This is a genomic window from Burkholderia sp. AU45251 (genome assembly GCF_030482905.1).
GTDB lineage: Bacteria > Pseudomonadota > Gammaproteobacteria > Burkholderiales > Burkholderiaceae > Burkholderia > Burkholderia aenigmatica.
Window position 1 is genome coordinate 16,506 of sequence record NZ_JAUJQH010000018.1, and the last position, 19,786, is coordinate 36,291.

Here is a 19,786-nt window from a genome sequence, read left to right on the forward strand (position 1 = left end):
AGGGGATCAGAGGCGCTCGCGCAGCAGCTTGCCGAGGCGCGCGACGCCTTCCTCGATCTTTTCGGGCGGCACCGTCACGAACGACAGGCGCAGCGTGTTCTGCTGCGCGTTGTCCGCGAAGAACGGTGCGCCCGGCACGAAGGCGACGTGGTTGTCGACGGCCGTGGCGAGCAGTTTCATGCTGTCGATCTGCGCGGGCAGGTTCACCCAGATGAACATCCCGCCTTCCGGCCGGTTCCACGTGACGCCTTCCGGCATGTGGCGCTCGAGCGCACTGAGCATCGCGTCGCACTGCGCGCTGTACAGCTCGCGGATCGTCGGGATGTGCTCGTCGAGGAACCCGTCCTTGATCACTTCGTGCGCGATGCGCTGCGTGAGCGTCGGCGTGTGCAGGTCGGTGGCCTGCTTGGCCTGCACGAGCTTGAAGTGGAGTTCCTCGGGCGCAATGATGTAGCCGATCCGCAGGCCCGGCGCGAGCACCTTCGAGAAGGTGCCGAGGTGCACGATGTGATCGGGCGCCATCGACAGCATCGTCGGCAGCGGCTCGCCGCGGTAGTTCAGCGCGCCGTACGGATCGTCTTCCAGCACCGGGAACGGGCTCGACTGCGCGAACGCGGCGAGCGCGCGGCGGCGCTCGACGGGCAGGCGGCGGCCGGTCGGGTTCTGGAAGTTCGGCTGCGCGTACAAGAGGCGCGCGCCTTGCGTGAGTTCGGGCGTGAGGCCTTCCGGCAGCAGGCCCTGCTCGTCGGTCGGCACCTGCACGTAGCGCGGCTCGTACAGCGAGAACGACTGCAGCGCGCCGAGGTAGGTCGGGGTTTCGACGAGGATCGGGCTGCCCGGATCGACGAGCGCCTTGCCGAGCAGGTCGAGTGCCTGCTGCGAGCCGGTCGTGATCAGCACCTGCGACACGCGCACGCTGTAGCGCTCGGCGATCCATTCGCGCAGCGGCAGGTAGCCTTCGGTCGCGCTGTACTGGAGCGCGGCGGCCGGCGCGTCGCGCAGCACGCGATCGGCGGCGGCGCGCATGCGCTCGGCCGGGAACGTCGCGGGGGCGGGCAGGCCGCCGGCGAACGAGATGACCTCGGGGCGTTCCGTGACCTTCAGGATCTCGCGGATTGCAGAGCTCGTCAGCTTGCGTGCGCGTTCGGAAAGCTGCCAGTGCGGCGGATGCAGGTCGCTCGGATTCATAGTCTCCTCGTTCGGATATCGTGGTCAGTCAAGAAAGGTCGTTCGGGCAAATCGCTTCGACGCTGCCGGGTGGGCAGGCACGAGCGCGATCGAGCCTTCGCGGCCGGGTGGGCAAAACCGATCAGGCAAAACGTCCATTATGGCGCAGCTGTTCAGCCGGCGCGAGCCGGTTGCGCGGCGGTGGCGACCGCCGAGCGGCGCCCGAGCACCACGGTGGCGATCACCGCGGCCGCGAACAGCCACGTCGACGGCGTCACCGTTTCGCCGAACAGCAGCGCGGAAAAAGCAATCGTGAAGAAAATCTGCAGCAGTTGCACCTGGCCGACGCGCGCGATGCCGCCCATCGCGAGCCCCGCATACCACGCGAAAAAGCCGATGAACTGCGAAAAGAGGGTCACGTAGCCGAACGCGAGCCACGTGCGCAGCGCGAGCGGGCCCGGATGCGCGGCATGCTGCATCCAGGCGAGCCAGCCGACCGGCAACACGAGGAACGGCGCCGACACGACGAGCGCCCAACAGATCACCTGCCAGCCGCCGATCTGGCGCGCGAGGCGCGCGCCTTCCGCATAGCCGAGCGCGCCGATGCCGACCGCGACGAGCATCAGCGCATCGCCGGCCTGCACGGTGCCGCCGCCGTCGCGCAGCGCGAACGCGATCACCAGCGCGCTGCCGGCCACCGCGCTGGCCCAGAACGCCTTCGACGGCCGCTCGTGCGACAGCCATGCCGCGTACAGCGCGACGAACAGCGGCTGCAGGCCGTTGACCACCGCGCCGTGCGATGCCGGTACCGATTTCATCGCCCAGGCGGAGAACACCGGATACGCGATGATCACGCCGAGCGACGTGATCGCGAGGCTTTTCAGTTGCGCGCGGGTCGGCAGCGGCTCGCGGCGCCACCACAACAGCAGGCCGGCCGGCACCGCGGCGGCGAGCGCGCGGCCGAGCCCGTTGAGCAGCGGATGGAGTTCGGAGACGACGATACGCGTCATCGGCAGCGTCAGGCTGAAGATCATCACGCCGATGAGGCCGAGCAGCATGCCCCGGGTTTCGCGCGAATTCATGTGAGGGGTGTCTCCGTGTTGCCGGTATTGATGTCGTTGAGGGGAGGAGGGCGTTCAGCGCAACGTGCGCGCGCCCTGCGGCGTGTCGAATTCGGCGACGAGCGCGGGCGGGCCGTCGGCGGCTTCGAGGTCGAGCAGGTGCGCGGCGCCGAGCCAGTCGAGCTGCTCGCGAAGCGCGTCTGCGCGCGGGTGGACGCCCTTGAGCGCCTTCAGCGCGACGCCGTCGCCCGGCAGCGATTCGGCCGGGTGGTGCGCGCTGTCCCACTGGATCAGCGACGGCAGCAGGCCGTCGCCCGCGCCTTGCCACGCGGGGAACGCGCCGTCGTCGGGCACCGTGAGGCCCCAGCTCAGGTCGCCGCGCCGCATCGCGACGACCGGCGGGATGCGCGCCGGGTACTGGCTCTGCCACAGCGCGAGCTGGCGCGGACGGTCGACGCGCGCGACCCAGTGCGCGAGAAACGGACCTTGCGCGAGCCGCGCATGCATGGCCGGATCGTCGAGGCCGAACAGCCGCGCGCGCGGCGGCTTGGCGCTGTCGTCTTGCGCCGGCGCGTCGGGGTCGATCGCGATCACTTCGAGGTAGAGCCCGCCCCACGCGCCGAACAGCGCATTGTGGGTCCGCATCAGCGGGTGGCCGCCGCCGCCGGCCGGTTCGATACCGAGCGCGTCGGCAACGTGGCGGACGCCTTCGTCGAGCGTGCGCGCGGCGATCACGAGATGGTCGAGTGTCAGGGAGCGGGCTGGCATGAACGTCGGTCGGGAAGCGAAAGTGTCATGGTGGGCAGGCGATGCGCCGGGCGGTGGCCGGACCGGCCGGCGTACCGGCCGCGATGCAGGCCGGTGGGCGCGGTACCCGGTGCGGCGGGGCCAAAGCGGCGGCCGCAGGGTCGCCATGCCGGTCAACTGTAATCGTCGCTACCGGCACAGTAACGGTACAATCGGCGCGATAGCCTTCGGTACAGTTGGAGCTGCCGCCCATGTCCACCGTCCCACTCGCCCAGATTCCCGTGCCGCACGACACGGCCACGCTCACGCTCGTCGACCAGCTGGTCCAGTGGGCGCGGCGGCGCATCGACGAACGCGTGTTCCGTCCCGGCATGCGGATGCCGTCGATCCGCAAGCTCGCGCTCGACAAGAGCGTGTCGCGCTTCACCGTCGTCGAGGCGTACGAGCGGCTCGTCGCGCAGGGCTACCTCGACTCGCGGCGCGGCTCGGGCTTCTACGTGCGCGAGCGCACGGCCGCCGGCCCGCAACCGGCCGACAGCGTCGCACGCGTGGCCGAGGCCGCGCCGGTGCACAACACGATCGACGTCGTCTGGCTGCTGCGCAACATGCTGCACACCGTCAGCCCGGAAAAGGGGCCGGGTCTCGGCTATCTGCCGGGCCGCTGGCTCGACGGCGAACTGATCACCGGCGCGCTGCGCGCGCTCGGGCGCCAGTCCGGCGCGCAGATGCTCGGCTTCGGCACCGCGCAGGGCTTCCTGCCGCTGCGCCAGCAACTGCAGACGCGTCTCGCCGAAGTGGAGATCGGCGCGAAGCCCGAACAGATCGTGCTGGTGTCGGGGATCACGCAGGCGATCGACCTGATCTCGCGGATCTACGTGAAGCCCGGCGATGCGGTGATCGTCGGCGATCCGGCCTGGTTCCAGATGTTCGGCCGCTTCGCGGCGCAGGGCGCGCAGCTCGTCGGGATGCCGTACACGCCGGACGGCCCCGATCTCGACGCGCTCGAGACGCTCGTGCAGATGTGGCGGCCGAAGATGCTCGTGATCAATTCGGTGTTGCAGAACCCGACCGGCACGTCGCTGTCGGCCGCGCAGGCGTTCCGGATCCTGAAGCTCGCGGAGGCGTACGACTTTCTCGTCGTCGAGGACGACGTGTACGGCGACCTGTGCCCGCCGAGCTATCCGGCCACGCGCCTCGCGAGCCTTGACCAGTTGAAGCGCGTGATCTACCTCGGCAGCTATTCGAAGACGCTCGCGGCGAACCTGCGGGTCGGCTATGTCGCCTGCGCGCCGGAGATCGCGAAGGCAGTCACCGACCAGAAGATGCTGGTCGGGATGACGACGCCCGAGCTGAACGAGCGCGTGCTTTACAAGATCCTGACCGAAGGGCACTACCGTCGCCACGTCGAGCGGCTGCGCGCGCGGCTCGACGGCGTGCGCGACAAGACCGCGCGGATGCTCGAGCGCACGGGGCTCGGCCTCTTCACGATGCCGGCGGCCGGGATGTTCCTGTGGGCCGACACGGGCGTCGATTCGGACGCGCTCGCGGCGGTCGCGCACGAGGCCGGCTTTCTGCTGACGCCGGGCAGCCTGTTCTCGCCGCAGCAATCGCCGTCGACGTGGATGCGCTTCAACGTCGCGAATTGCGGCGATCCGGCGCTGCCGGGGCTGCTGTCGCGTTATATCGATTCGGCCGCGCGTCGCGCGTCGTGACCCTGGGCGGCACGCCGGCCCTTGAAATCGGGCGTGCCGTCCCCAGATACCCGCGCAAACCGCTTGCGCCAGGCGGCAGCCTTTCACGGGCCGGCCGGCATCGCGCGCCGGACGCCTGCGCCACACCATTCAAGTTCAAGTAAGAGGAAACAGCATCCATGGCACATGAAACGATGAGCTTTCAGGCAGAGGTCAAGCAACTCCTCCACCTGATGATCCATTCGCTCTACAGCAACAAGGAAATTTTCCTGCGCGAACTGGTGTCGAACGCGTCCGACGCGGCCGACAAGCTGCGTTTCGAAGGGCTCGCGGACAACGCGCTGTACGAAAACGATCCGAACCTGCGCATCCGCATCGGCTACGACAAGGCCGCGCGCACGATCACGATCGACGACAACGGCATCGGCATGAGCCGCGACGAGGCGATCGCGAACCTCGGCACGATCGCGCGTTCGGGCACCAAGGAATTCTTCACGAAGCTGTCCGGCGACCAGCAGAAGGATGCGGCGCTGATCGGCCAGTTCGGCGTCGGGTTCTACTCGGGCTTCATCGTTGCCGACAAGATCACCGTCGAGACGCGTCGCGCGGGCCTGCCGGCGAGCGAAGCCGTGCGCTGGGAAAGCGCGGGCGAGGGCGATTTCACGATCGACGCGATCGAGCGCGCGCAACGCGGCACGACGATCACGCTGCACCTGCGCGAAGGCGAGGACGAGCTGCTGTCGTCGCACCGCCTGCAGTCGATCATCCAGAAGTATTCCGACCACATCGCGCTGCCGATCCTGATGCAGAAGGAAGAGTGGGATCATGAAAAGGGCGAGATGGTCCTGAAGGACGAGGACGAGACCGTCAACCAGGCGAGCGCGCTGTGGACGCGTTCGAAGAGCGACGTCACCGACGAGCAGTACACGCAGTTCTACCAGCACATCGCGCACGACCACCAGGATCCGCTCACGTGGACGCATAACCGCGTCGAGGGCCGCAGCGAATACACGCAACTGCTGTTCGTGCCGGCGCACGCGCCGTTCGACATGTGGAACCGCGACTATCGCGGCGGCCTGAAGCTGTACGTGAAGCGCGTGTTCATCATGGACGACGCCGAGCAGCTGCTGCCGCAATACCTGCGCTTCGTGAAGGGCGTCGTCGATTCGGCCGACCTGCCGCTGAACGTGTCGCGCGAGATCCTGCAGGAAAGCCGCGACGTGAAGGCGATCCGCGAAGGCGTGACGAAGCGTGCGCTGTCGATGCTCGAAGAGCTCGCGAACGCGGAAGACGATGCCGGCAAGGAGAAGTACAAGACCTTCTGGGGCGCGTTCGGCCAGGTGCTGAAGGAGGGCCTCGGCGAGGATCACGCGAACCGCGAACGCATCGCGAAGCTGCTGCGCTTCGCGTCGACGCACGGCGACACCGACGCGCAGGACGTGTCGCTCGCCGACTACGTGTCGCGCATGAAGCCCGAGCAGAGCAAGATCTACTACGTGACGGCCGACGCATGGCAGGCGGCGAAGAACAGCCCGCATCTCGAAGTGTTCCGCAAGAAGGGCGTCGAGGTGCTGCTGCTGACCGATCGCGTCGACGAATGGATGCTGTCGTTCCTGCAGGAATTCGACGGCAAGCCGCTCGCGAGCGTGGCACGTGGCGACCTCGATCTCGGCGAGCTGAACGACGAAGAGAAGAAGGCGCAGGAGCAGGCAGGCGAGGCGATCAAGCCCGTCGTCGAGAAGATGAAGGAAGCGCTCGGCGACAAGGTGAAGGAAGTGCGCGTCACGTTCCGCCTGACCGATTCGCCGTCGTGCCTCGTCGCCGACGACAACGACATGAGCGGCTACCTTCAGCGGATGCTGAAGGCGGCAGGCCAGAACGCGCCGGCGATGCAGCCGATCCTCGAGATCAATCCGGAGCACGCGCTCGTGAAGCAGTTGAAGGCCGACAGCGCCGATTTCGGCGACTGGTGCCACCTGCTGTTCGATCAGGCGCTGCTGGCCGAAGGCGGCATGCTCGACGATCCGGCGAGCTTCGTGAAGCGGACCAACGCGCTGCTGCTGTCGCGCGCCGCGTGAACACGCGCCTGCGATTCGACGGCGGGCAGGCCGGCTGGCGCGAGACGCCGCGGCCTGGCTGCACGCTCGACCAGCGCGACTGGCTGACGCGCGGCGGATCGCTGACCGCGCACCTTGCAAGGCTTGGCCGCGTGAACGTGCGCGTGACGCGCGAGGCCGTCGACTGTCCGTGGTTCGACGAGCCGGACGCGGTCGCCAGTGCACCGCGCGCGCCGATGTGGGTGCGCGAGGTGATCCTGTCGGTCGACGGCACGCCGTACGTCGCCGCGCACAGCATCGCGCCGCTCGCGGCCAGCAAGGGTGTGTGGCAGGCCATGCGGCGGCTGCGCACGCGGCCGCTGGCGGAACTGCTGTACAGCGATCCGCAGGTCGAGCGTTCGGCGCTCGTCAGCCGGCGCGTGATCGCGGGCCATCCGCTGTTTGCGCTGGCGACCCATGCGCTCGACGGTGCGCGAGCACCGCACGCGTTCGCCGCGCGGCGCTCGGTGTTCCAGCGTCACGGCAAGCCGTTGATGGTCACCGAGTGCATGCTGCCGGCGCTGTGGCGCCATCTCGATGCGCACGGCGACGGGCCGCGCTCGGGCGGGCCCGGCGGAGGCGCGTGATGCTGCGGGGGTTCCCGCCGGTCGTCGCGGCGAATACGCATACGATGATCCTCGGCAGCTTTCCGGGGGAGGCGTCGCTCGATGCCGCGCAGTACTACGCGCATCCGCGCAACCAGTTCTGGCGGCTGCTCGGCACGGTGCTCGGCGAGCCCGGGCTGCACGAGCTCGCGTACGACGCGCGGCTCGAACGCGTGCTGATGCACGGGATCGGGATCTGGGACGTGCTGGCCGCGTGCCATCGCGAGGGCAGCCTCGATTCGGCGATCCGGCATGCGAAGCCGAACGATTTCGATGCGTTGAGGGAACATGCGCCGTTGCTGAAGCGCGTGTGTTTCAACGGCAAGACGGCAGGGCGGTTTGCAGAGGTGATTGGTGCGGCGGGGTACGACACGCTCGTGCTGCCTTCGTCGAGCCCGGCGAATGCAATGCTGTCGTTCGAGCAGAAGCTCGCGCAGTGGCAGGGGATTCGTGCCTGACGATTCGACGGATCGTCGCTTACTCGTCCTTGCCCCAGCGCCACTTCGGCTTTTCGCCTTTCAGCCAGCACACGACCGTGAACGCGGCGACCAACGCGACGATGCAAGCCGCGAACGCCAGCGGCGACCGGGCGGGCGACACGCGCGTCGCAACCACCACGATCCCGATCACAAAGAGCAGCAGGACGGCCCAGCCTTGCCACGCGACCGGTAACCCCCACCCCCAGCCGTAGCGTTTCGCCGGAAACCAGATCTTCTTGTCGGTCGAGGTCATGTGATTCCTCGTCGTCAGTGGTAGTCGCTTTCTCGCTGGTGTCGGACTGCAAGGATCGTCACCGTTCGGCTGTCATCGATCTCGAACAATGCGACGTAACCGGATGCCCCGAATGGAATGATCAGCTCCCGCAGAAACGGCATGGACGGGTGGACTTTGCGGCAGGTGAACGGCGATGATTCGAGCGTGGCGATTCCTGACGCAATGGCCGCCAATGCGCGTTCAGCCTGTTCGACCTCTGCGTCGTCACGGTCGACGACGAAAGCATAAAGCCGGTCCAGATCGTCCGATGCCCCGGACGTGAAGCGAACCGTATAGGTCATAGAGTCTGCCGCTTCCTGTCACGCAGCGTATCGAGCCGTCGGCCCAGTCGTTCCAGCACTTCAGACGAAGGGACGTACTCGCCGGTTCGGCGCGCCTCGTCGCGCGACGCAATGCCGCGCGCAATGAATTCGCTTTGGAGGCGTCGACGTTCGATGCCTTCGCGAATCGATTGCTCGACGAAGCCCGACAGTGTTTCGCCTTCCTGAAGGACATTCTCGGCGGCATCGCGCAATTCCGGTTCGACCCGGACAGACGGAAAAGTAGCGGTTTTCATTGTGCCCTCAATGCATCGCAATTGCGATGCATTATCGCGCACGCTCGGATCGCAGGCAAGTCGACCGGATGGCCGGGTGATCTGCCGTGCGCTCGGCGGCCGCCACCCTCCACCAATGCTATCCTCTCGTCCGCTAAAACCAGCTTCACCCAGCGAGATTCACACATGACCCGACTGATCAAGCGCGCGTCCGCCGAGGCGCGCGCGTCCAAGCGCAGCAAGCCGTCTGCCTACAACGGCTCCGAAAAACTCCAGCCGCCGCGCCTGAAGCGCCGCCCGGAAATCGACGAACACGACGACGTGCCGGTGCTCGAAGCGCCGCGCAAGCCGCGCTTCGCGCCCGTCACGTTCTCGGAAGAGGGCGGCGTGCGCTTCCTGCACTTCGGCACCGAATGGGTGCAGGGCGCGATGCGGATCTCGAAGCCGCTGCATATCGAGCTCGAATACGCGCAGCAGATGATGGCGTGGCTGCTGTTCCTCGAAACGCCCGAGCGGATCGTCCAGCTCGGGCTCGGCACCGGCGCGCTGACCAAGTTCTCGCACCGTTTCCTGCCGCACGCGAAGGTCGAGGCCGTCGAGCTGAACCCGGCCGTGATCGTCGCCGCGCGCACGATGTTCGCGCTGCCGCCCGACGACGCACGTCTCGCCGTGCACGAAGCCGACGCATGGGATTTCGTCAACGATCCGGCCAACCGCGGCACGACGGGCGCGATCCAGATCGACCTGTACGACGCGACCGCGCGCGGCCCCGTGCTCGACAGCGTCGCGTTCTACCGCGCGGTGCGCGGCTGCCTCGCCGATGCGGGCATCGCGACCATCAACCTGTTCGGCGATCATCCGAGCTTCGTGCGCAACATGAAGCACCTGAACGCGGCGTTCGATCACCGCGTGATCGCGCTGCCCGAAGTGCACGACGGCAACCGGATCGCGATCGCGTTCTCGGGCCCCGCGCTCGACGTGTCGTTCGCGCAGCTCGACGCACGTGCGAAGCTGATCGAGGACACGCTGAAGCTGCCCGCACGCAAGTGGGTGAAAGCTTTGAAAGAAACGACCGGCGCGCGCGACACCGTGTTCGCGATCTGACGTTTCATGCACCGGCGGCATGCCGGTGCAACCGCACGACAAGGGGCGGATCACCTCGGGTTCGCCCCTGCTTGACCGCGTGCCCGCGGCTCCTATACTGGCGCGAAGCCAGGGGAGCCGCAGCCTACCCGTTTTGCGCTCCTCTCGGCGCCGTACCCGCTCAACAAGATCGATAACCGGGAAAGATGAGGAGACGTCATGGCTCACGATGCCGACGCCAACCGGGCCGCCAAGCGCTGGCTCTGGCTGCTGGTCCTGCCGCTGATCGCGATGGTGTGGGTACCGTCGTACAGCAAGATCGAACCGCAATGGTTCGGTTTTCCGTTCTTCTACTGGTACCAGCTGCTGTGGGTCTTCATTAGCGCGGTGATCACCGCGTTTGTCTATTTCAAGACCAAGAACGCGTGGAAGGCGAGCGGTCCGCAGGGAGATGCGCGATGAATCTCGGCGCAACCTTCGTCTTCGTCCTGCTGTTCATCGGCGTCACGATCATCGGTTTCCTGGCCGCGAACTGGCGGCGCGGCGATCTCGCCCATCTCGACGAATGGGGCCTCGGCGGACGCCGTTTCGGCACGATCGTCACGTGGTTCCTGCTCGGCGGCGACCTCTACACGGCTTACACGTTCGTCGCGGTTCCCGCGCTCGTGTTCGGTGCCGGCGCGATGGGGTTCTTCGCGCTGCCTTATACGATCCTGATCTATCCGTTCGCGTTCGTCGTGTTCCCGAAGCTGTGGAGCATCGCGAAGCGGCACGGCTATGTGACGGCCGCCGACTTCGTCAATGCGCGCTACGGCAGCCGGATGCTCGCGCTCGCGATCGCGGTGACGGGCATCCTCGCGACGATGCCGTACATCGCGCTGCAGCTCGTCGGCATCGAAGTGGTGATCGGCGCGCTCGGCTTCGACACGACCGGCTTCGTCGGCGACCTGCCGCTGATCATCGCGTTCGCGATCCTCGCCGCGTACACGTACACGTCGGGGCTGCGTGCGCCGGCGATGATCGCGATCGTCAAGGACATCCTGATCTACATCACGATCGCCGCGGCGGTCATCGTGATCCCGGCGAAGCTCGGCGGCTTCGGGCACATCTTCGCGAGCGTGCCGCCCGCGAAGCTGCTGCTGAAGGCGCCCGACGCGATGAGCCTGAATGGCTACAGCGCGTATGCGACGCTCGCGATCGGCTCGGCGCTTGCGCTGTTCCTGTATCCGCACTCGGTGACGGCCATCCTGTCGTCGTCGTCCGGCAACTCGATCCGCCGCAACATGGCGATGCTGCCCGCATACTCGTTCGTGCTCGGCCTGCTCGCGCTGCTCGGCTACATGGCGCTCGCGTCGGGCGTGAAGGACATGCCGCAGTACGCGCCGTACTTCAAGGCATTCGGCCCGAACTTCGCGGTGCCCGCGCTGTTCCTCGAGTATTTCCCGTCGTGGTTCGTGGGCGTCGCGTTCGCGGCGATCGGCATCGGCGCGCTGGTGCCGGCGGCCATCATGTCGATCGCGGCCGCGAACCTGTACACGCGCAACATTCACCGCGAGTTCGTGAACCGCAACATGTCGCACGACCAGGAAACGCACGTCGCGAAGCTCGTGTCGCTGATCGTGAAGGTCGGAGCGGTCGCGTTCATCCTCGGGCTGCCGCTGACTTACGCGATCCAGCTGCAGCTGCTCGGCGGGATCTGGATCATCCAGACACTGCCCGCGATCGTGCTCGGCCTGTACACGCGCATGCTCGACCATCGCGGCCTGCTGGCCGGCTGGGCCGCCGGCATCGTGTGCGGCACGTGGATGGCGATCTCGCTGAAGCTGGCCGGATCGATCTTCACGATCCACCTGTTCGGTCTGGCGATTCCCGGCTACGCGGCCGTGTGGTCGCTGATCGTGAACCTGGTGGTGGCGGTGGTGGTGAGCGTGCTGGTGCGCGTGATGGGCATGGCGCATGCGGAGGACCGCACGCGGCCGGAGGACTATTTCGACGTCGTCGAGGGCTGACGCGGATCGCGTGGCCGCGCAATAAAAAAGCCCGCCACCGGCAAGGTGGCGGGCTTTGTCTTTCGTGTCATCCCTGCGCGCGTTTCGCGAGGTCCTCGCGTTGCGACAGGTCTTCGACGTTGACCATCCAGTGTACGCCGAAACGATCCTTCGCCATCCCGAAGCCGAGCGCCCAGAACGTCTTGCCGAACGGCATCGTCACTTCGCCGCCGTCGGCGAGCGCATTGAACAGCTTCTGGCCCTCTTCGACCGTCGCCGGATTCAGCGACAGCGAATAGCCGGCGTGCATGCCGCCGCCGGGCTGGCTGCAGTCGCCGTCCGAGCACATGATCATCGAGTCGCCGATCGTGAAGCTCGCGTGCATTACCTTGTCGCCCATCTCCGGCGTCAGCGGGTAGTCGGGATTCGGCGGCGCGTCCTTGAAGTGCATCTTGAACATCGTCTTCGCACCGAGTGCCTTTTCGTAGAACTGAAGGGCTTCGTCGGCGCGACCGTAGAACGTCAGGTACGGTTGAACTTGCATCGCTGTCTCCTGTAATGGGCCGGCCTGCGCATCCGCGCGGGTTCGGCACCGTGCAAGACTGACTGGGAAAGGGGGCATCGGGAGGCGGCCGGCGCACCCGTGACGTGGATTGTAGTGCGCGTGCTTGACGATGGAATGAAAAATAAAAACGGCCGCGAACATGACGTTCGCGGCCGTGTGCGGCGTGCGTGCTGACGGCTGTTGTCAATGTTGCTGACAGCCGCTGACGCGTGTGGCGGCTCAGCGCAGCGAGTCGATCAGCTTCTCGAGCTTCACCGCATCGGCGGCGAATACGCGGATGCCTTCAGCGAGCTTTTCGGTCGCCATCGCGTCGTCGTTCAGCTGGAAGCGGAACGCTGCCTCGTCGATCGCGACGCGCGCAGCCGGCTTGTCCTGCAGCGCTTCCGGCGACAGCTTGCGCGTGACCGTGTCGTTGCTGTCCTGCAGCTTCTGCAGCAAATCGGGACTGATCGTCAGCAGGTCGCAGCCGGCGAGTTCGGTGATCTGGCTGGTCGTGCGGAAGCTCGCGCCCATCACTTCGGTCGTGTAGCCGAACGTCTTGTAGTACGTGTAGATGCGGCGCACCGACTGCACGCCCGGATCGTTCGCGCCACCATCCTTTTCTTCATTCCACTCTGCACCGGCCTGCTTCTTGTACCAGTCGTAGATCCGGCCGACGAACGGCGAGATCAGCTGCGCGCCGGCTTCCGCGCATGCAGCGGCCTGCACGAGCGAGAAAAGCAGGGTCATGTTGCACTTGATCCCTTCCTTCTGCAGCACTTCGGCCGCGCGGATGCCTTCCCACGTCGACGCGAGCTTGATCAGGATGCGCTCGCGGCCGATGCCGGCGGCTTCGTACAGCTTGATGAGCTCGCGACCCTTGTCGATCGAGCGCTGCGTGTCGAACGACAGGCGCGCGTCGACCTCGGTCGACACGCGGCCCGGGATCAGCTTCAGGATCTCGGTGCCGAATGCGATCAGCAGGCGGTCGATGATGAAATCGGTGCTTTCGTTGCGATGATCGCGGACGGTTTTCTCGAGGATCGGCTTGTACGCATCCTTCTGGACGGCCTTCAGGATCAGCGACGGGTTCGTGGTCGCGTCCCGCGGCTGGTATTGCGCAAGCTGCTGGAAATCGCCCGTGTCGGCGACGACGGTCGTGTACTGCTTCAGCTGGTCGAGTGCGGTAGTCATGGCGATTCGGAAGAAGGGCGCAAGGCGCCGGGTTCTCACGGGCCGCGCGAGCGCGGCGGCGAAGCGAAGCGGCGCCGGGCGCCGCCTCCGATCCGCTATTCTAGGCCCGATTCGTGTCGGGCACGTTCTGGCGTGTCCGATGGCCGCAGCGGCGGGCGCCGCGCCGCGTCACGCCGGGCGACGCGCGTTCAGGATCACCTGCGTGACGATCCCCGCGACGAGCCCCCAGAACGCCGAACCGATCGACAGCAGCGTGAGGCCCGATGCGGTGACCATGAACGTGACGAGCGCGGCCTCGCGCTGCTTCACGTCCTGCATCGCGTTCGCGAGCCCGCTCATGATCGAGCCGAACAGCGCGAGCGCGGCGACCGACACGACGAGCGCTTTCGGCAGCGCCGCGAACAGCGCGGCGATGGTCGCGCCGAAGATCCCCGCGATCAGGTAGAACGTGCCGCACCACACGGCGGCCGTGTAGCGCTTCGCGCGATCCTCGTGCGCTTCCGGGCCCGTGCAGATCGCGGCCGTGATCGCCGCGAGGTTGACGCCGTGCGAGCCGAACGGCGCGAGCAGCAGCGACGCGAGGCCGGTGGTCGCGATCAGCGGCGACGACGGGGTCTGGTAGCCGTCCGCGCGCAGTACCGCGATGCCCGGCACGTTCTGCGACGCCATCGCGACGACGAACAGCGGAATGCCGATGCTGACGATCGCCGCGATCGAGAAGGCCGGCATCGTGAACACGGGTTGCGCGAACGCGATATGAAAGCCGCTGAAGTCGAGCAGGCCGAGACCGCCGGCGACCGCCGTGCCGACGATCAGCGTCGTCACGATCGCATAGCGCGGCGCGAGCCGCTTGACGATCAGGTACGTGAAGAACATCGCGAGTACGAGTGCGGTCTGGAACTGCGCGGCGCGGAAGATCTCGATGCCGATCTCGAACAGGATGCCCGCGAGCAGCGCGGCGGCGATGCCGGCCGGAATCTTGCGCATCAGCGTGTCGAACAGCCCGCTCACGCCGACGGCCGTCAGCAGCACCGCGCAGACGACGAACGCACCGATCGCCTCGGGGTAGGGCACGCCGGGCAGCGACGCGATCAGCAGCGCGGCGCCGGGCGTCGACCATGCGACGACGACGGGCGCGCGAAAGCGCAGCGACAGGCCGATCGTCGTCAGCGCCATGCCGATCGACAGCGCCCAGATCCACGACGAGATCTGCGCATCGGTGAGGTGGGCGGCGCGGCCGGCCTGGAACATCAGCACGAGCGAGCTCGTATAGCCCGTCATCATCGCGACGAAGCCGGCGACGAGTGCGGAGACGGAAGTATCGGCGAAAAAGCGGCGGCCGCCGGCGCGGCTCGCGCTCGCGGTGGGCGAGGGGTTCATGCTATCTCCGGGGGAGGCCGCTCGGACGCGGCCTTCGTGTCTTGGTGGGTGTCGTTACTTGCTGAGTGCGCGCATCGCGGTTTCGAGGCCCGCGAGCGTGAGCGGATACATGCGATGGCCGAGCAGGTCGCGGATCACCGCGACCGACTGCCGGTATTCCCATAGCCGCTCGGGCTCCGGGTTCAGCCATGCATGATGGGGGAACTGGTCGGCGAGGCGGCGCAGCCATACGGCGCCGGCTTCCGGGTTGTTGTATTCGACCGAGCCGCCGGGCTGCAGCACTTCGTACGGGCTCATCGTCGCGTCGCCGACGAAGATCAGCTTGTAGTCGGGCGTGAACTTGTGCAGCACGTCCCACGTCGCGGTGCGTTCCGAGTGGCGGCGGCGGTTGTTCTTCCACAGGTGGTCGTACACGCAGTTGTGGAAGTAGAAGAATTCCAGGTGCTTGAACTCGGCCTTCGCGGCCGAGAACAGCTCTTCGGTGCGCTTGATGTGGTCGTCCATCGAGCCGCCGACATCGAGCAGCATCAGCACCTTCACGTTGTTGTGGCGCTCGGGCACCATCCGCAGGTCGAGCCAGCCCGCGTTCGCGGCAGTGCTGCGGATCGTGCCGGGCAGGTCGAGCTCCTCGGCGGCGCCTTCGCGCGCGAAGCGGCGCAGCCGTCGCAGCGCGACCTTGATGTTGCGCGTGCCGATCTCGACGGAATCGTCGTAGTCGCGATACGCGCGCGCCTCCCACACCTTCACCGCGGTGCGGTTGCCATTCGACGGGCCGCCGATGCGCACGCCTTCCGGGTTGTAGCCGCCGTGCCCGAACGGCGACGTGCCGCCGGTGCCGATCCACTTGTTGCCGCCTTCGTGGCGTTCCTTCTGCTCGTCGAGCAGTTCCTTCAGGCGCTCCATCAGCTTGTCGAGCCCGCCCATCGCCTCGATCTGCGCCTTCTCCTCCGGCGACAGCTCGCGCTCGAGGCGCTTTTCGAGCCAGTCGAGCGGAATGTCGAATGCTTCGGACGGCAGGGACGACACGCCGTGGAAATACGCGCCGAACGCCTGGTCGAACTTGTCGAAGTACTGCTCGTCCTTGACGAGCGTCATCCGCGCGAGGAAGTAGAACGCGTCGATCGACGGCGAGATCAGCCCGGCCTTCAGCGATTCGAGCAGCGTCAGGTATTCCTTCACCGAGACGGGCAGCTTGGCTGCGCGCAGCGCGTAGAAGAAATTGAGCAACATGGCCGAGCCTTCGCGGATGGGGGGAGGATTACCGGTTGTGCCGGTTCATGTAGACGAGCCGTTCGAGCAGGCTCAGGTCCTGCTCGTTCTTCAGCAGCGCGCCCGCGAGCGGCGGCACGATCTGCTTCGCGTCCACGCCGCGCAGCGCGTCGGCCGGGATGTTCTCGGCGAGCAGCAGCTTCAGCCAGTCGAGCAGCTCGGACGTCGACGGCTTCTTCTTCAGGCCCGACACGCCGCGCAACTCGAAGAAACTCTCGAGCGCCGCGCGCAGCAGCTCCTCGCGGATGTCCGGGAAATGAACCGCGACGATCTTCTGCATCGTCGCGGGGTCGGGAAACTGGATGTAGTGGAAGAAGCAGCGGCGCAGGAACGCGTCGGGCAGTTCCTTCTCGTTGTTCGACGTGATGATGACGAGCGGGCGGTGCTTCGCGCGCACCGTTTCGCGCGTCTCGTACACGTGGAATTCCATCCGGTCGAGCTCGCGCAGCAGGTCGTTCGGGAATTCGATGTCGGCCTTGTCGATCTCGTCGATCAGCAGCACGGTCGGGCGCTCGGCGTCGAACGCCTGCCACAGCACGCCCTTGACGATGTAGTTCGAGATGTCCTTCACGCGCTCGTCGCCGAGCTGCGAGTCGCGCAGCCGCGACACGGCGTCGTATTCGTACAGGCCCTGCTGCGCTTTCGTGGTCGACTTGATGTGCCACTGCAGCAGCGGCATCTCGAGGGCCGCCGCGACTTCCTCCGCGAGCATGGTCTTGCCGGTGCCGGGCTCGCCCTTGATCAGCAGCGGGCGTTGCAGCGTCAGCGCGGCATTGACCGCGAGCTTCAGATCGTCGGTGGCGACGTAGTGCGAGGACCCTTCGAAACGCATGGCGGCGCTCTTCTCAATCGGGAAAAAAACCCAGTATAAGTCAGAAGGGCTGTGCGGTTGGGCCGCGCCCGCGTATCGTTGCGGGACTGCGGCGGGGCGAAGCGGGGCGCCTTATGGACGCGTTCCCCGCCGACGCGGTACAATCTGGCCGTTTTTTTTGGCCTGCGTGGCGATCCAATAAGCAAAACGGCGCGGGCCGTTGCCGCTTTGGCGCCAGTTTCCCCTCAAGCTAGGTTACAAGAGCTATGAACAAATTCGTCGGCAAACACGTCGTTGTCGCAGCGCTCGTGGCGCTCGCGGGCAGCGCGCAGGCGGCCGGTGTGGTCGGCAACCCGAAGGACGGGGCGAGCAAGGCCGCCATGTGCATCGGTTGCCACGGCATCCAGGACTACCGCGCGGCGTACCCGGAGGTCTACCGGGTGCCTGTCCTCGGCGGCCAGAACCAGCAATACCTCGAGAACGCGCTGAAGGCCTACCGCAAGAAGGATCGTCACTTCCCGTCGATGAATGCGATCGCCGGTTCGCTGACGGACCAGGACATCGCGGATCTGTCGGCGTACTACGCCGCCCAGAAGGCCGACTCGAAGGACAACCCCTACAAGTAAGCGCGCGCCGCCGATCTCTCCGGCGGGACAGGAGCATTCATGAACAACGCATTCAAGACGGCGGCGGTTGCACTGGCGGCCGGCCTCGCGATCGGTACCGCGCACGCGGCGGACACCACGAAGGGCAAGGAACTGGTCGAATCGCACAACTGCGCGGCCTGCCACGGCGCGCAGATGAACAAGCCGATCAACGCCGAATATCCGCGCCTCGCCGGCCAGCATGCCGACTACCTCGTGTGGGCGATGCGCCAGTACCAGATGGGCCTGACGAATCCGCTGCTCGGTCGCAACAACGCGATCATGCAGGCACAGGTGCAGAGCCTGTCGGTCAGCGACATGAAGGACATCGCGGCCTACATCGAGTCGCTGAAAGAAACCGATCTCGTGTTCAAGAAGTAAGCGCGACGGGCCCGACGGGCTCGCGCAGCAAAAATACCCCGCCGAGGCGGGGTATTTTTTTGTCCGCGCTCCGGCGCCCGTGGGCCGGTGCCGCGGCGCTCAGTCGCGCGATGCGCGGCGCAGGATGCGCTGCAGATACGCGTCGGTATCGGGCGGCGTGCCGGTGCGCTGCGCTTCCCAGATCGTCTCGCCAAGGCATTCCATGATCGAATGCTGTGCTTCGTGGGTCGAGTCGAGCTTTGCCGCCAGCTTGTCGTGCGCGGCGCGGATGCCGGGCGGCTGGTCGATCGACAGCTGCTCGCTGATCGCGAGGTGCATCGACAGGTGCAGGAACGGGTTCGTGCGGCCTTCCTCGGGCGTGTACTCGCGCGCGGTCGCGCCATCGGCGTCGGCGAGGTCGTCGTGGTATTCGGGATGCTCGACGATCCAGTCGGCTGCGATCGCTTCCAGCGGCGTCAGGATCTCGCCGGCGCGCTGCTTGCGCCAGGTCTCGGTGAAAAAGCGACGCACATCGTCGCGGCTTGGATTGAACATGGTGGGGAGACGTCGTGATTCGGACGGCGTGATGCCGCGTCGCGCATTGTACGCCGGGTCGGCGGACGGTGCTGGCGGCGGGCGCGGAGCGGGTTGCGCGGCCGGCGGTGGCGGTAGTGGTGGTCGCCCGCGGGCCGGTTGTTGGCGCCCGCCACCGGCGCCGGGGAACGGGTAAGCGCGGGCTAGGCTCGCTGCCGCCGCGCCGTTACACTCCGACGATTTCCGTCGCCACGCCGTTCGCGCCCGTTCCGTCATGACCGCCACCGCCCGCCCGTCGTCCACCGCCCTGCAGGGCACGCTCTACGTCGCGTTGTCCGCCGCCGCGTTCGGCGCGATGGCGATCTTCGGCCGCTACGCGTATGCGGCCGGTGTCGATGTGCTCGGGCTGCTGATCGTGCGCTTCGCGATCGGCGGCGCGGTGCTTGCCGCGATCGCACGGCATCGCCGCGTCGCGTGGCCGCGCGGGCGCGCGCTCGCGCCGCTCGTGGCGATGGGCGCGCTCGGCTACGTCGGGCAGTCGTTCTGCTATTTCAGCGCGCTGCAACACGCGCAGGCGAGCCTCGTCGCGCTGCTGCTGTACCTGTATCCGGCCTTCGTCACGCTGCTGGCCGCGTGGTGGCTCGGCGAGCGCCTCACGCGCGCGAAGGCCGTCGCGCTCGTGCTGTGCATCGCGGGTTCGGCGCTGATGGTCGGCGGCGGGCATGGCGAGCCGCTCGGGATCGCGCTCGCGCTGGCCGCCGCGGTGATCTATTCGCTGTACATCGTCGGCGGCACGAAGGCGACGCGCGGCGTCGATCCGCTCGCGACTACCGCGATCATCTGCCTGTCGGCGACCGCGACGCTCGTGGCGATCGCCGTCGTGCGGACCGCGGCGTTCGGTGCGCCGCCGCGCTGGCCCGCGACGGCCGGAGGCTGGGCGTCGATGCTCGCGATCGCGCTCGTGTCGACGGTCGCCGCGATGCTCGCGTTCTTTGCCGGGCTCGAACGGCTCGGGGCCGCACGCACGTCGATGCTGTCGACGCTCGAACCGGTCGTGACGGTCGCGCTCGCGGCGCTGCTGTTCGGCGAAGCGCTGTCGCCGCTGCAGTGGGCGGGCGGGGTCGCGATCCTTGCGGCCGTGCTGGCGCTGGTACGCGCGGGCGGTGCGGCGGCCGACGATGCAACTGCGACGTCCAACGCGTAGTCGAGAAGGAGGAAAGCGGCGCGGCGGTGCGGGTGACTACGCGCGGTCGCGGCTGCGGCTTGCAGGCGGAACCACGCCCGATAGGGTGTGCATCGAGCG

General features: G+C 67.1%; 22 protein-coding genes. 10 read left to right on the plus strand and 12 right to left on the minus strand.

The window, feature by feature from the left end; translation table 11 throughout:
* Positions 1 to 6: 6 nt before the first annotated feature.
* The 3 genes from QZM67_RS27785 to QZM67_RS27795 form a co-directional block, all read right to left on the minus strand.
* Positions 7 to 1,188, minus strand: a complete 1,182-nt coding sequence (locus tag QZM67_RS27785; RefSeq protein WP_043189067.1) for a PLP-dependent aminotransferase family protein — start codon at positions 1,186 to 1,188, stop codon at positions 7 to 9.
* A gap of 152 nt (positions 1,189 to 1,340) precedes the next feature.
* On the minus strand, positions 1,341 to 2,249 hold the full coding sequence (locus QZM67_RS27790; protein WP_039370357.1) for a DMT family transporter: 909 nt from the start codon (positions 2,247 to 2,249) through the stop codon (positions 1,341 to 1,343).
* 54 nt (positions 2,250 to 2,303) lie between these two features.
* On the minus strand, positions 2,304 to 2,996 hold the full coding sequence (locus QZM67_RS27795) for a VOC family protein (protein WP_301808322.1): 693 nt from the start codon (positions 2,994 to 2,996) through the stop codon (positions 2,304 to 2,306).
* Between the two features lie 230 nt (positions 2,997 to 3,226).
* Between QZM67_RS27795 and QZM67_RS27800 the strand changes: the two genes are divergently transcribed.
* The 4 genes from QZM67_RS27800 to QZM67_RS27815 all read left to right on the plus strand — a co-directional run bounded on the left by QZM67_RS27800 (position 3,227) and on the right by QZM67_RS27815 (position 7,825).
* A complete protein-coding gene (locus tag QZM67_RS27800) occupies positions 3,227 to 4,687 on the plus strand; it encodes a PLP-dependent aminotransferase family protein (RefSeq protein ID WP_043189062.1) in 1,461 nt (486 codons plus the stop codon).
* Between the two features lie 158 nt (positions 4,688 to 4,845).
* Positions 4,846 to 6,744, plus strand: coding sequence for a molecular chaperone HtpG (gene htpG / locus QZM67_RS27805; protein ID WP_301808324.1), 1,899 nt, complete (start codon positions 4,846 to 4,848; stop codon positions 6,742 to 6,744).
* A gap of 8 nt (positions 6,745 to 6,752) precedes the next feature.
* Positions 6,753 to 7,349 (plus strand): chorismate lyase, encoded by a 597-nt coding sequence (locus tag QZM67_RS27810; RefSeq protein ID WP_175022497.1) that lies wholly within the window; start codon positions 6,753 to 6,755, stop codon positions 7,347 to 7,349.
* Complete coding sequence (locus tag QZM67_RS27815; protein ID WP_175022431.1) at positions 7,349 to 7,825, plus strand: DNA-deoxyinosine glycosylase; 477 nt, start codon at positions 7,349 to 7,351, stop codon at positions 7,823 to 7,825. The genes QZM67_RS27810 and QZM67_RS27815 overlap by 1 nt, the downstream gene beginning before the upstream one ends.
* Positions 7,826 to 7,844: 19 nt before the next feature.
* Here QZM67_RS27815 and QZM67_RS27820 read toward each other — a convergent pair whose 3' ends face one another.
* From QZM67_RS27820 to QZM67_RS27830, 3 genes are read right to left on the minus strand one after another with little or no spacing between them, the layout of a single operon-like run.
* Positions 7,845 to 8,099, minus strand: coding sequence for a hypothetical protein (locus QZM67_RS27820; protein WP_301808326.1), 255 nt, complete (start codon positions 8,097 to 8,099; stop codon positions 7,845 to 7,847).
* 14 nt (positions 8,100 to 8,113) lie between these two features.
* Entirely contained in the window at positions 8,114 to 8,422 is a 309-nt protein-coding gene (locus tag QZM67_RS27825) for a type II toxin-antitoxin system RelE/ParE family toxin (protein ID WP_301808329.1), read from the minus strand.
* A complete protein-coding gene (locus QZM67_RS27830; protein WP_301808332.1) occupies positions 8,419 to 8,697 on the minus strand; it encodes a YlcI/YnfO family protein in 279 nt (92 codons plus the stop codon). The genes QZM67_RS27825 and QZM67_RS27830 overlap by 4 nt, the downstream gene beginning before the upstream one ends.
* A 165-nt stretch (positions 8,698 to 8,862) precedes the next feature.
* Between QZM67_RS27830 and QZM67_RS27835 the strand changes: the two genes are divergently transcribed.
* From QZM67_RS27835 to mctP, 3 genes are all read left to right on the plus strand, one after another.
* Positions 8,863 to 9,780 (plus strand): spermidine synthase, encoded by a 918-nt coding sequence (locus QZM67_RS27835; RefSeq protein WP_175022428.1) that lies wholly within the window; start codon positions 8,863 to 8,865, stop codon positions 9,778 to 9,780.
* Positions 9,781 to 9,978: 198 nt separating this feature from the next.
* On the plus strand, positions 9,979 to 10,221 hold the full coding sequence (locus QZM67_RS27840) for a DUF3311 domain-containing protein (protein ID WP_301808336.1): 243 nt from the start codon (positions 9,979 to 9,981) through the stop codon (positions 10,219 to 10,221).
* Positions 10,218 to 11,768: a monocarboxylate uptake permease MctP gene (gene mctP / locus QZM67_RS27845; RefSeq protein WP_043189048.1), complete on the plus strand. Its 1,551-nt coding sequence runs from the start codon at positions 10,218 to 10,220 to the stop codon at positions 11,766 to 11,768. The genes QZM67_RS27840 and mctP overlap by 4 nt, the downstream gene beginning before the upstream one ends.
* Positions 11,769 to 11,835: 67 nt before the next feature.
* Here mctP and QZM67_RS27850 read toward each other — a convergent pair whose 3' ends face one another.
* The 5 genes from QZM67_RS27850 to QZM67_RS27870 all read right to left on the minus strand — a co-directional run bounded on the left by QZM67_RS27850 (position 11,836) and on the right by QZM67_RS27870 (position 16,966).
* Positions 11,836 to 12,291 carry a VOC family protein gene (locus tag QZM67_RS27850; protein ID WP_089450997.1) on the minus strand — a complete coding sequence of 152 codons (456 nt, stop codon included), beginning with the start codon at positions 12,289 to 12,291 and terminating at the stop codon, positions 11,836 to 11,838.
* A 240-nt stretch (positions 12,292 to 12,531) separates the two neighbouring features.
* On the minus strand, positions 12,532 to 13,485 hold the full coding sequence (tal, locus tag QZM67_RS27855; protein ID WP_043189043.1) for a transaldolase: 954 nt from the start codon (positions 13,483 to 13,485) through the stop codon (positions 12,532 to 12,534).
* A 168-nt stretch (positions 13,486 to 13,653) separates the two neighbouring features.
* The gene (locus tag QZM67_RS27860) at positions 13,654 to 14,865 is read right to left on the minus strand and encodes a benzoate/H(+) symporter BenE family transporter (protein WP_043189041.1); all 1,212 of its coding nucleotides are present in this window, start codon (positions 14,863 to 14,865) and stop codon (positions 13,654 to 13,656) included.
* Between the two features lie 54 nt (positions 14,866 to 14,919).
* Positions 14,920 to 16,095 (minus strand): VWA domain-containing protein, encoded by a 1,176-nt coding sequence (locus QZM67_RS27865; protein ID WP_175022425.1) that lies wholly within the window; start codon positions 16,093 to 16,095, stop codon positions 14,920 to 14,922.
* A 28-nt stretch (positions 16,096 to 16,123) separates the two neighbouring features.
* On the minus strand, positions 16,124 to 16,966 hold the full coding sequence (locus tag QZM67_RS27870) for a MoxR family ATPase (protein WP_043189037.1): 843 nt from the start codon (positions 16,964 to 16,966) through the stop codon (positions 16,124 to 16,126).
* Positions 16,967 to 17,211: 245 nt separating this feature from the next.
* Between QZM67_RS27870 and QZM67_RS27875 the strand changes: the two genes are divergently transcribed.
* Together QZM67_RS27875 and QZM67_RS27880 are read left to right on the plus strand one after the other, a co-directional pair.
* On the plus strand, positions 17,212 to 17,571 hold the full coding sequence (locus QZM67_RS27875; RefSeq protein WP_043189035.1) for a c-type cytochrome: 360 nt from the start codon (positions 17,212 to 17,214) through the stop codon (positions 17,569 to 17,571).
* Between the two features lie 39 nt (positions 17,572 to 17,610).
* Positions 17,611 to 17,970: a cytochrome c gene (locus tag QZM67_RS27880; RefSeq protein ID WP_011352792.1), complete on the plus strand. Its 360-nt coding sequence runs from the start codon at positions 17,611 to 17,613 to the stop codon at positions 17,968 to 17,970.
* A 99-nt stretch (positions 17,971 to 18,069) separates the two neighbouring features.
* Here the strand turns inward: QZM67_RS27880 and QZM67_RS27885 are convergent, their stop codons facing one another.
* Positions 18,070 to 18,504: a DUF1841 family protein gene (locus tag QZM67_RS27885; RefSeq protein ID WP_043189033.1), complete on the minus strand. Its 435-nt coding sequence runs from the start codon at positions 18,502 to 18,504 to the stop codon at positions 18,070 to 18,072.
* A gap of 253 nt (positions 18,505 to 18,757) precedes the next feature.
* Between QZM67_RS27885 and QZM67_RS27890 the strand changes: the two genes are divergently transcribed.
* Positions 18,758 to 19,687 (plus strand): DMT family transporter, encoded by a 930-nt coding sequence (locus QZM67_RS27890; RefSeq protein WP_205824213.1) that lies wholly within the window; start codon positions 18,758 to 18,760, stop codon positions 19,685 to 19,687.
* Positions 19,688 to 19,786: the final 99 nt, after the last annotated feature.

What these genes read in the sequence shown, in the direction of transcription:
- QZM67_RS27785 (WP_043189067.1), bottom strand. Translation starts at nt 1,188, where the DNA reads ATGAATCCGAGCGACCTGCATCCGCCGCACTGGCAGCTTTCCGAACGC.
- QZM67_RS27790 (WP_039370357.1), bottom strand. Translation starts at nt 2,249, where the DNA reads ATGAATTCGCGCGAAACCCGGGGCATGCTGCTCGGCCTCATCGGCGTG.
- QZM67_RS27795 (WP_301808322.1), bottom strand. Translation starts at nt 2,996, where the DNA reads ATGCCAGCCCGCTCCCTGACACTCGACCATCTCGTGATCGCCGCGCGC.
- QZM67_RS27800 (WP_043189062.1), top strand. Translation starts at nt 3,227, where the DNA reads ATGTCCACCGTCCCACTCGCCCAGATTCCCGTGCCGCACGACACGGCC.
- htpG (WP_301808324.1), top strand. Translation starts at nt 4,846, where the DNA reads ATGGCACATGAAACGATGAGCTTTCAGGCAGAGGTCAAGCAACTCCTC.
- QZM67_RS27815 (WP_175022431.1), top strand. Translation starts at nt 7,349, where the DNA reads ATGCTGCGGGGGTTCCCGCCGGTCGTCGCGGCGAATACGCATACGATG.
- QZM67_RS27820 (WP_301808326.1), bottom strand. Translation starts at nt 8,099, where the DNA reads ATGACCTCGACCGACAAGAAGATCTGGTTTCCGGCGAAACGCTACGGC.
- QZM67_RS27825 (WP_301808329.1), bottom strand. Translation starts at nt 8,422, where the DNA reads ATGACCTATACGGTTCGCTTCACGTCCGGGGCATCGGACGATCTGGAC.
- QZM67_RS27830 (WP_301808332.1), bottom strand. Translation starts at nt 8,697, where the DNA reads ATGAAAACCGCTACTTTTCCGTCTGTCCGGGTCGAACCGGAATTGCGC.
- QZM67_RS27835 (WP_175022428.1), top strand. Translation starts at nt 8,863, where the DNA reads ATGACCCGACTGATCAAGCGCGCGTCCGCCGAGGCGCGCGCGTCCAAG.
- QZM67_RS27840 (WP_301808336.1), top strand. Translation starts at nt 9,979, where the DNA reads ATGGCTCACGATGCCGACGCCAACCGGGCCGCCAAGCGCTGGCTCTGG.
- mctP (WP_043189048.1), top strand. Translation starts at nt 10,218, where the DNA reads ATGAATCTCGGCGCAACCTTCGTCTTCGTCCTGCTGTTCATCGGCGTC.
- QZM67_RS27850 (WP_089450997.1), bottom strand. Translation starts at nt 12,291, where the DNA reads ATGCAAGTTCAACCGTACCTGACGTTCTACGGTCGCGCCGACGAAGCC.
- tal (WP_043189043.1), bottom strand. Translation starts at nt 13,485, where the DNA reads ATGACTACCGCACTCGACCAGCTGAAGCAGTACACGACCGTCGTCGCC.
- QZM67_RS27860 (WP_043189041.1), bottom strand. Translation starts at nt 14,865, where the DNA reads ATGAACCCCTCGCCCACCGCGAGCGCGAGCCGCGCCGGCGGCCGCCGC.
- QZM67_RS27865 (WP_175022425.1), bottom strand. Translation starts at nt 16,095, where the DNA reads ATGTTGCTCAATTTCTTCTACGCGCTGCGCGCAGCCAAGCTGCCCGTC.
- QZM67_RS27870 (WP_043189037.1), bottom strand. Translation starts at nt 16,966, where the DNA reads ATGCGTTTCGAAGGGTCCTCGCACTACGTCGCCACCGACGATCTGAAG.
- QZM67_RS27875 (WP_043189035.1), top strand. Translation starts at nt 17,212, where the DNA reads ATGAACAAATTCGTCGGCAAACACGTCGTTGTCGCAGCGCTCGTGGCG.
- QZM67_RS27880 (WP_011352792.1), top strand. Translation starts at nt 17,611, where the DNA reads ATGAACAACGCATTCAAGACGGCGGCGGTTGCACTGGCGGCCGGCCTC.
- QZM67_RS27885 (WP_043189033.1), bottom strand. Translation starts at nt 18,504, where the DNA reads ATGTTCAATCCAAGCCGCGACGATGTGCGTCGCTTTTTCACCGAGACC.
- QZM67_RS27890 (WP_205824213.1), top strand. Translation starts at nt 18,758, where the DNA reads ATGACCGCCACCGCCCGCCCGTCGTCCACCGCCCTGCAGGGCACGCTC.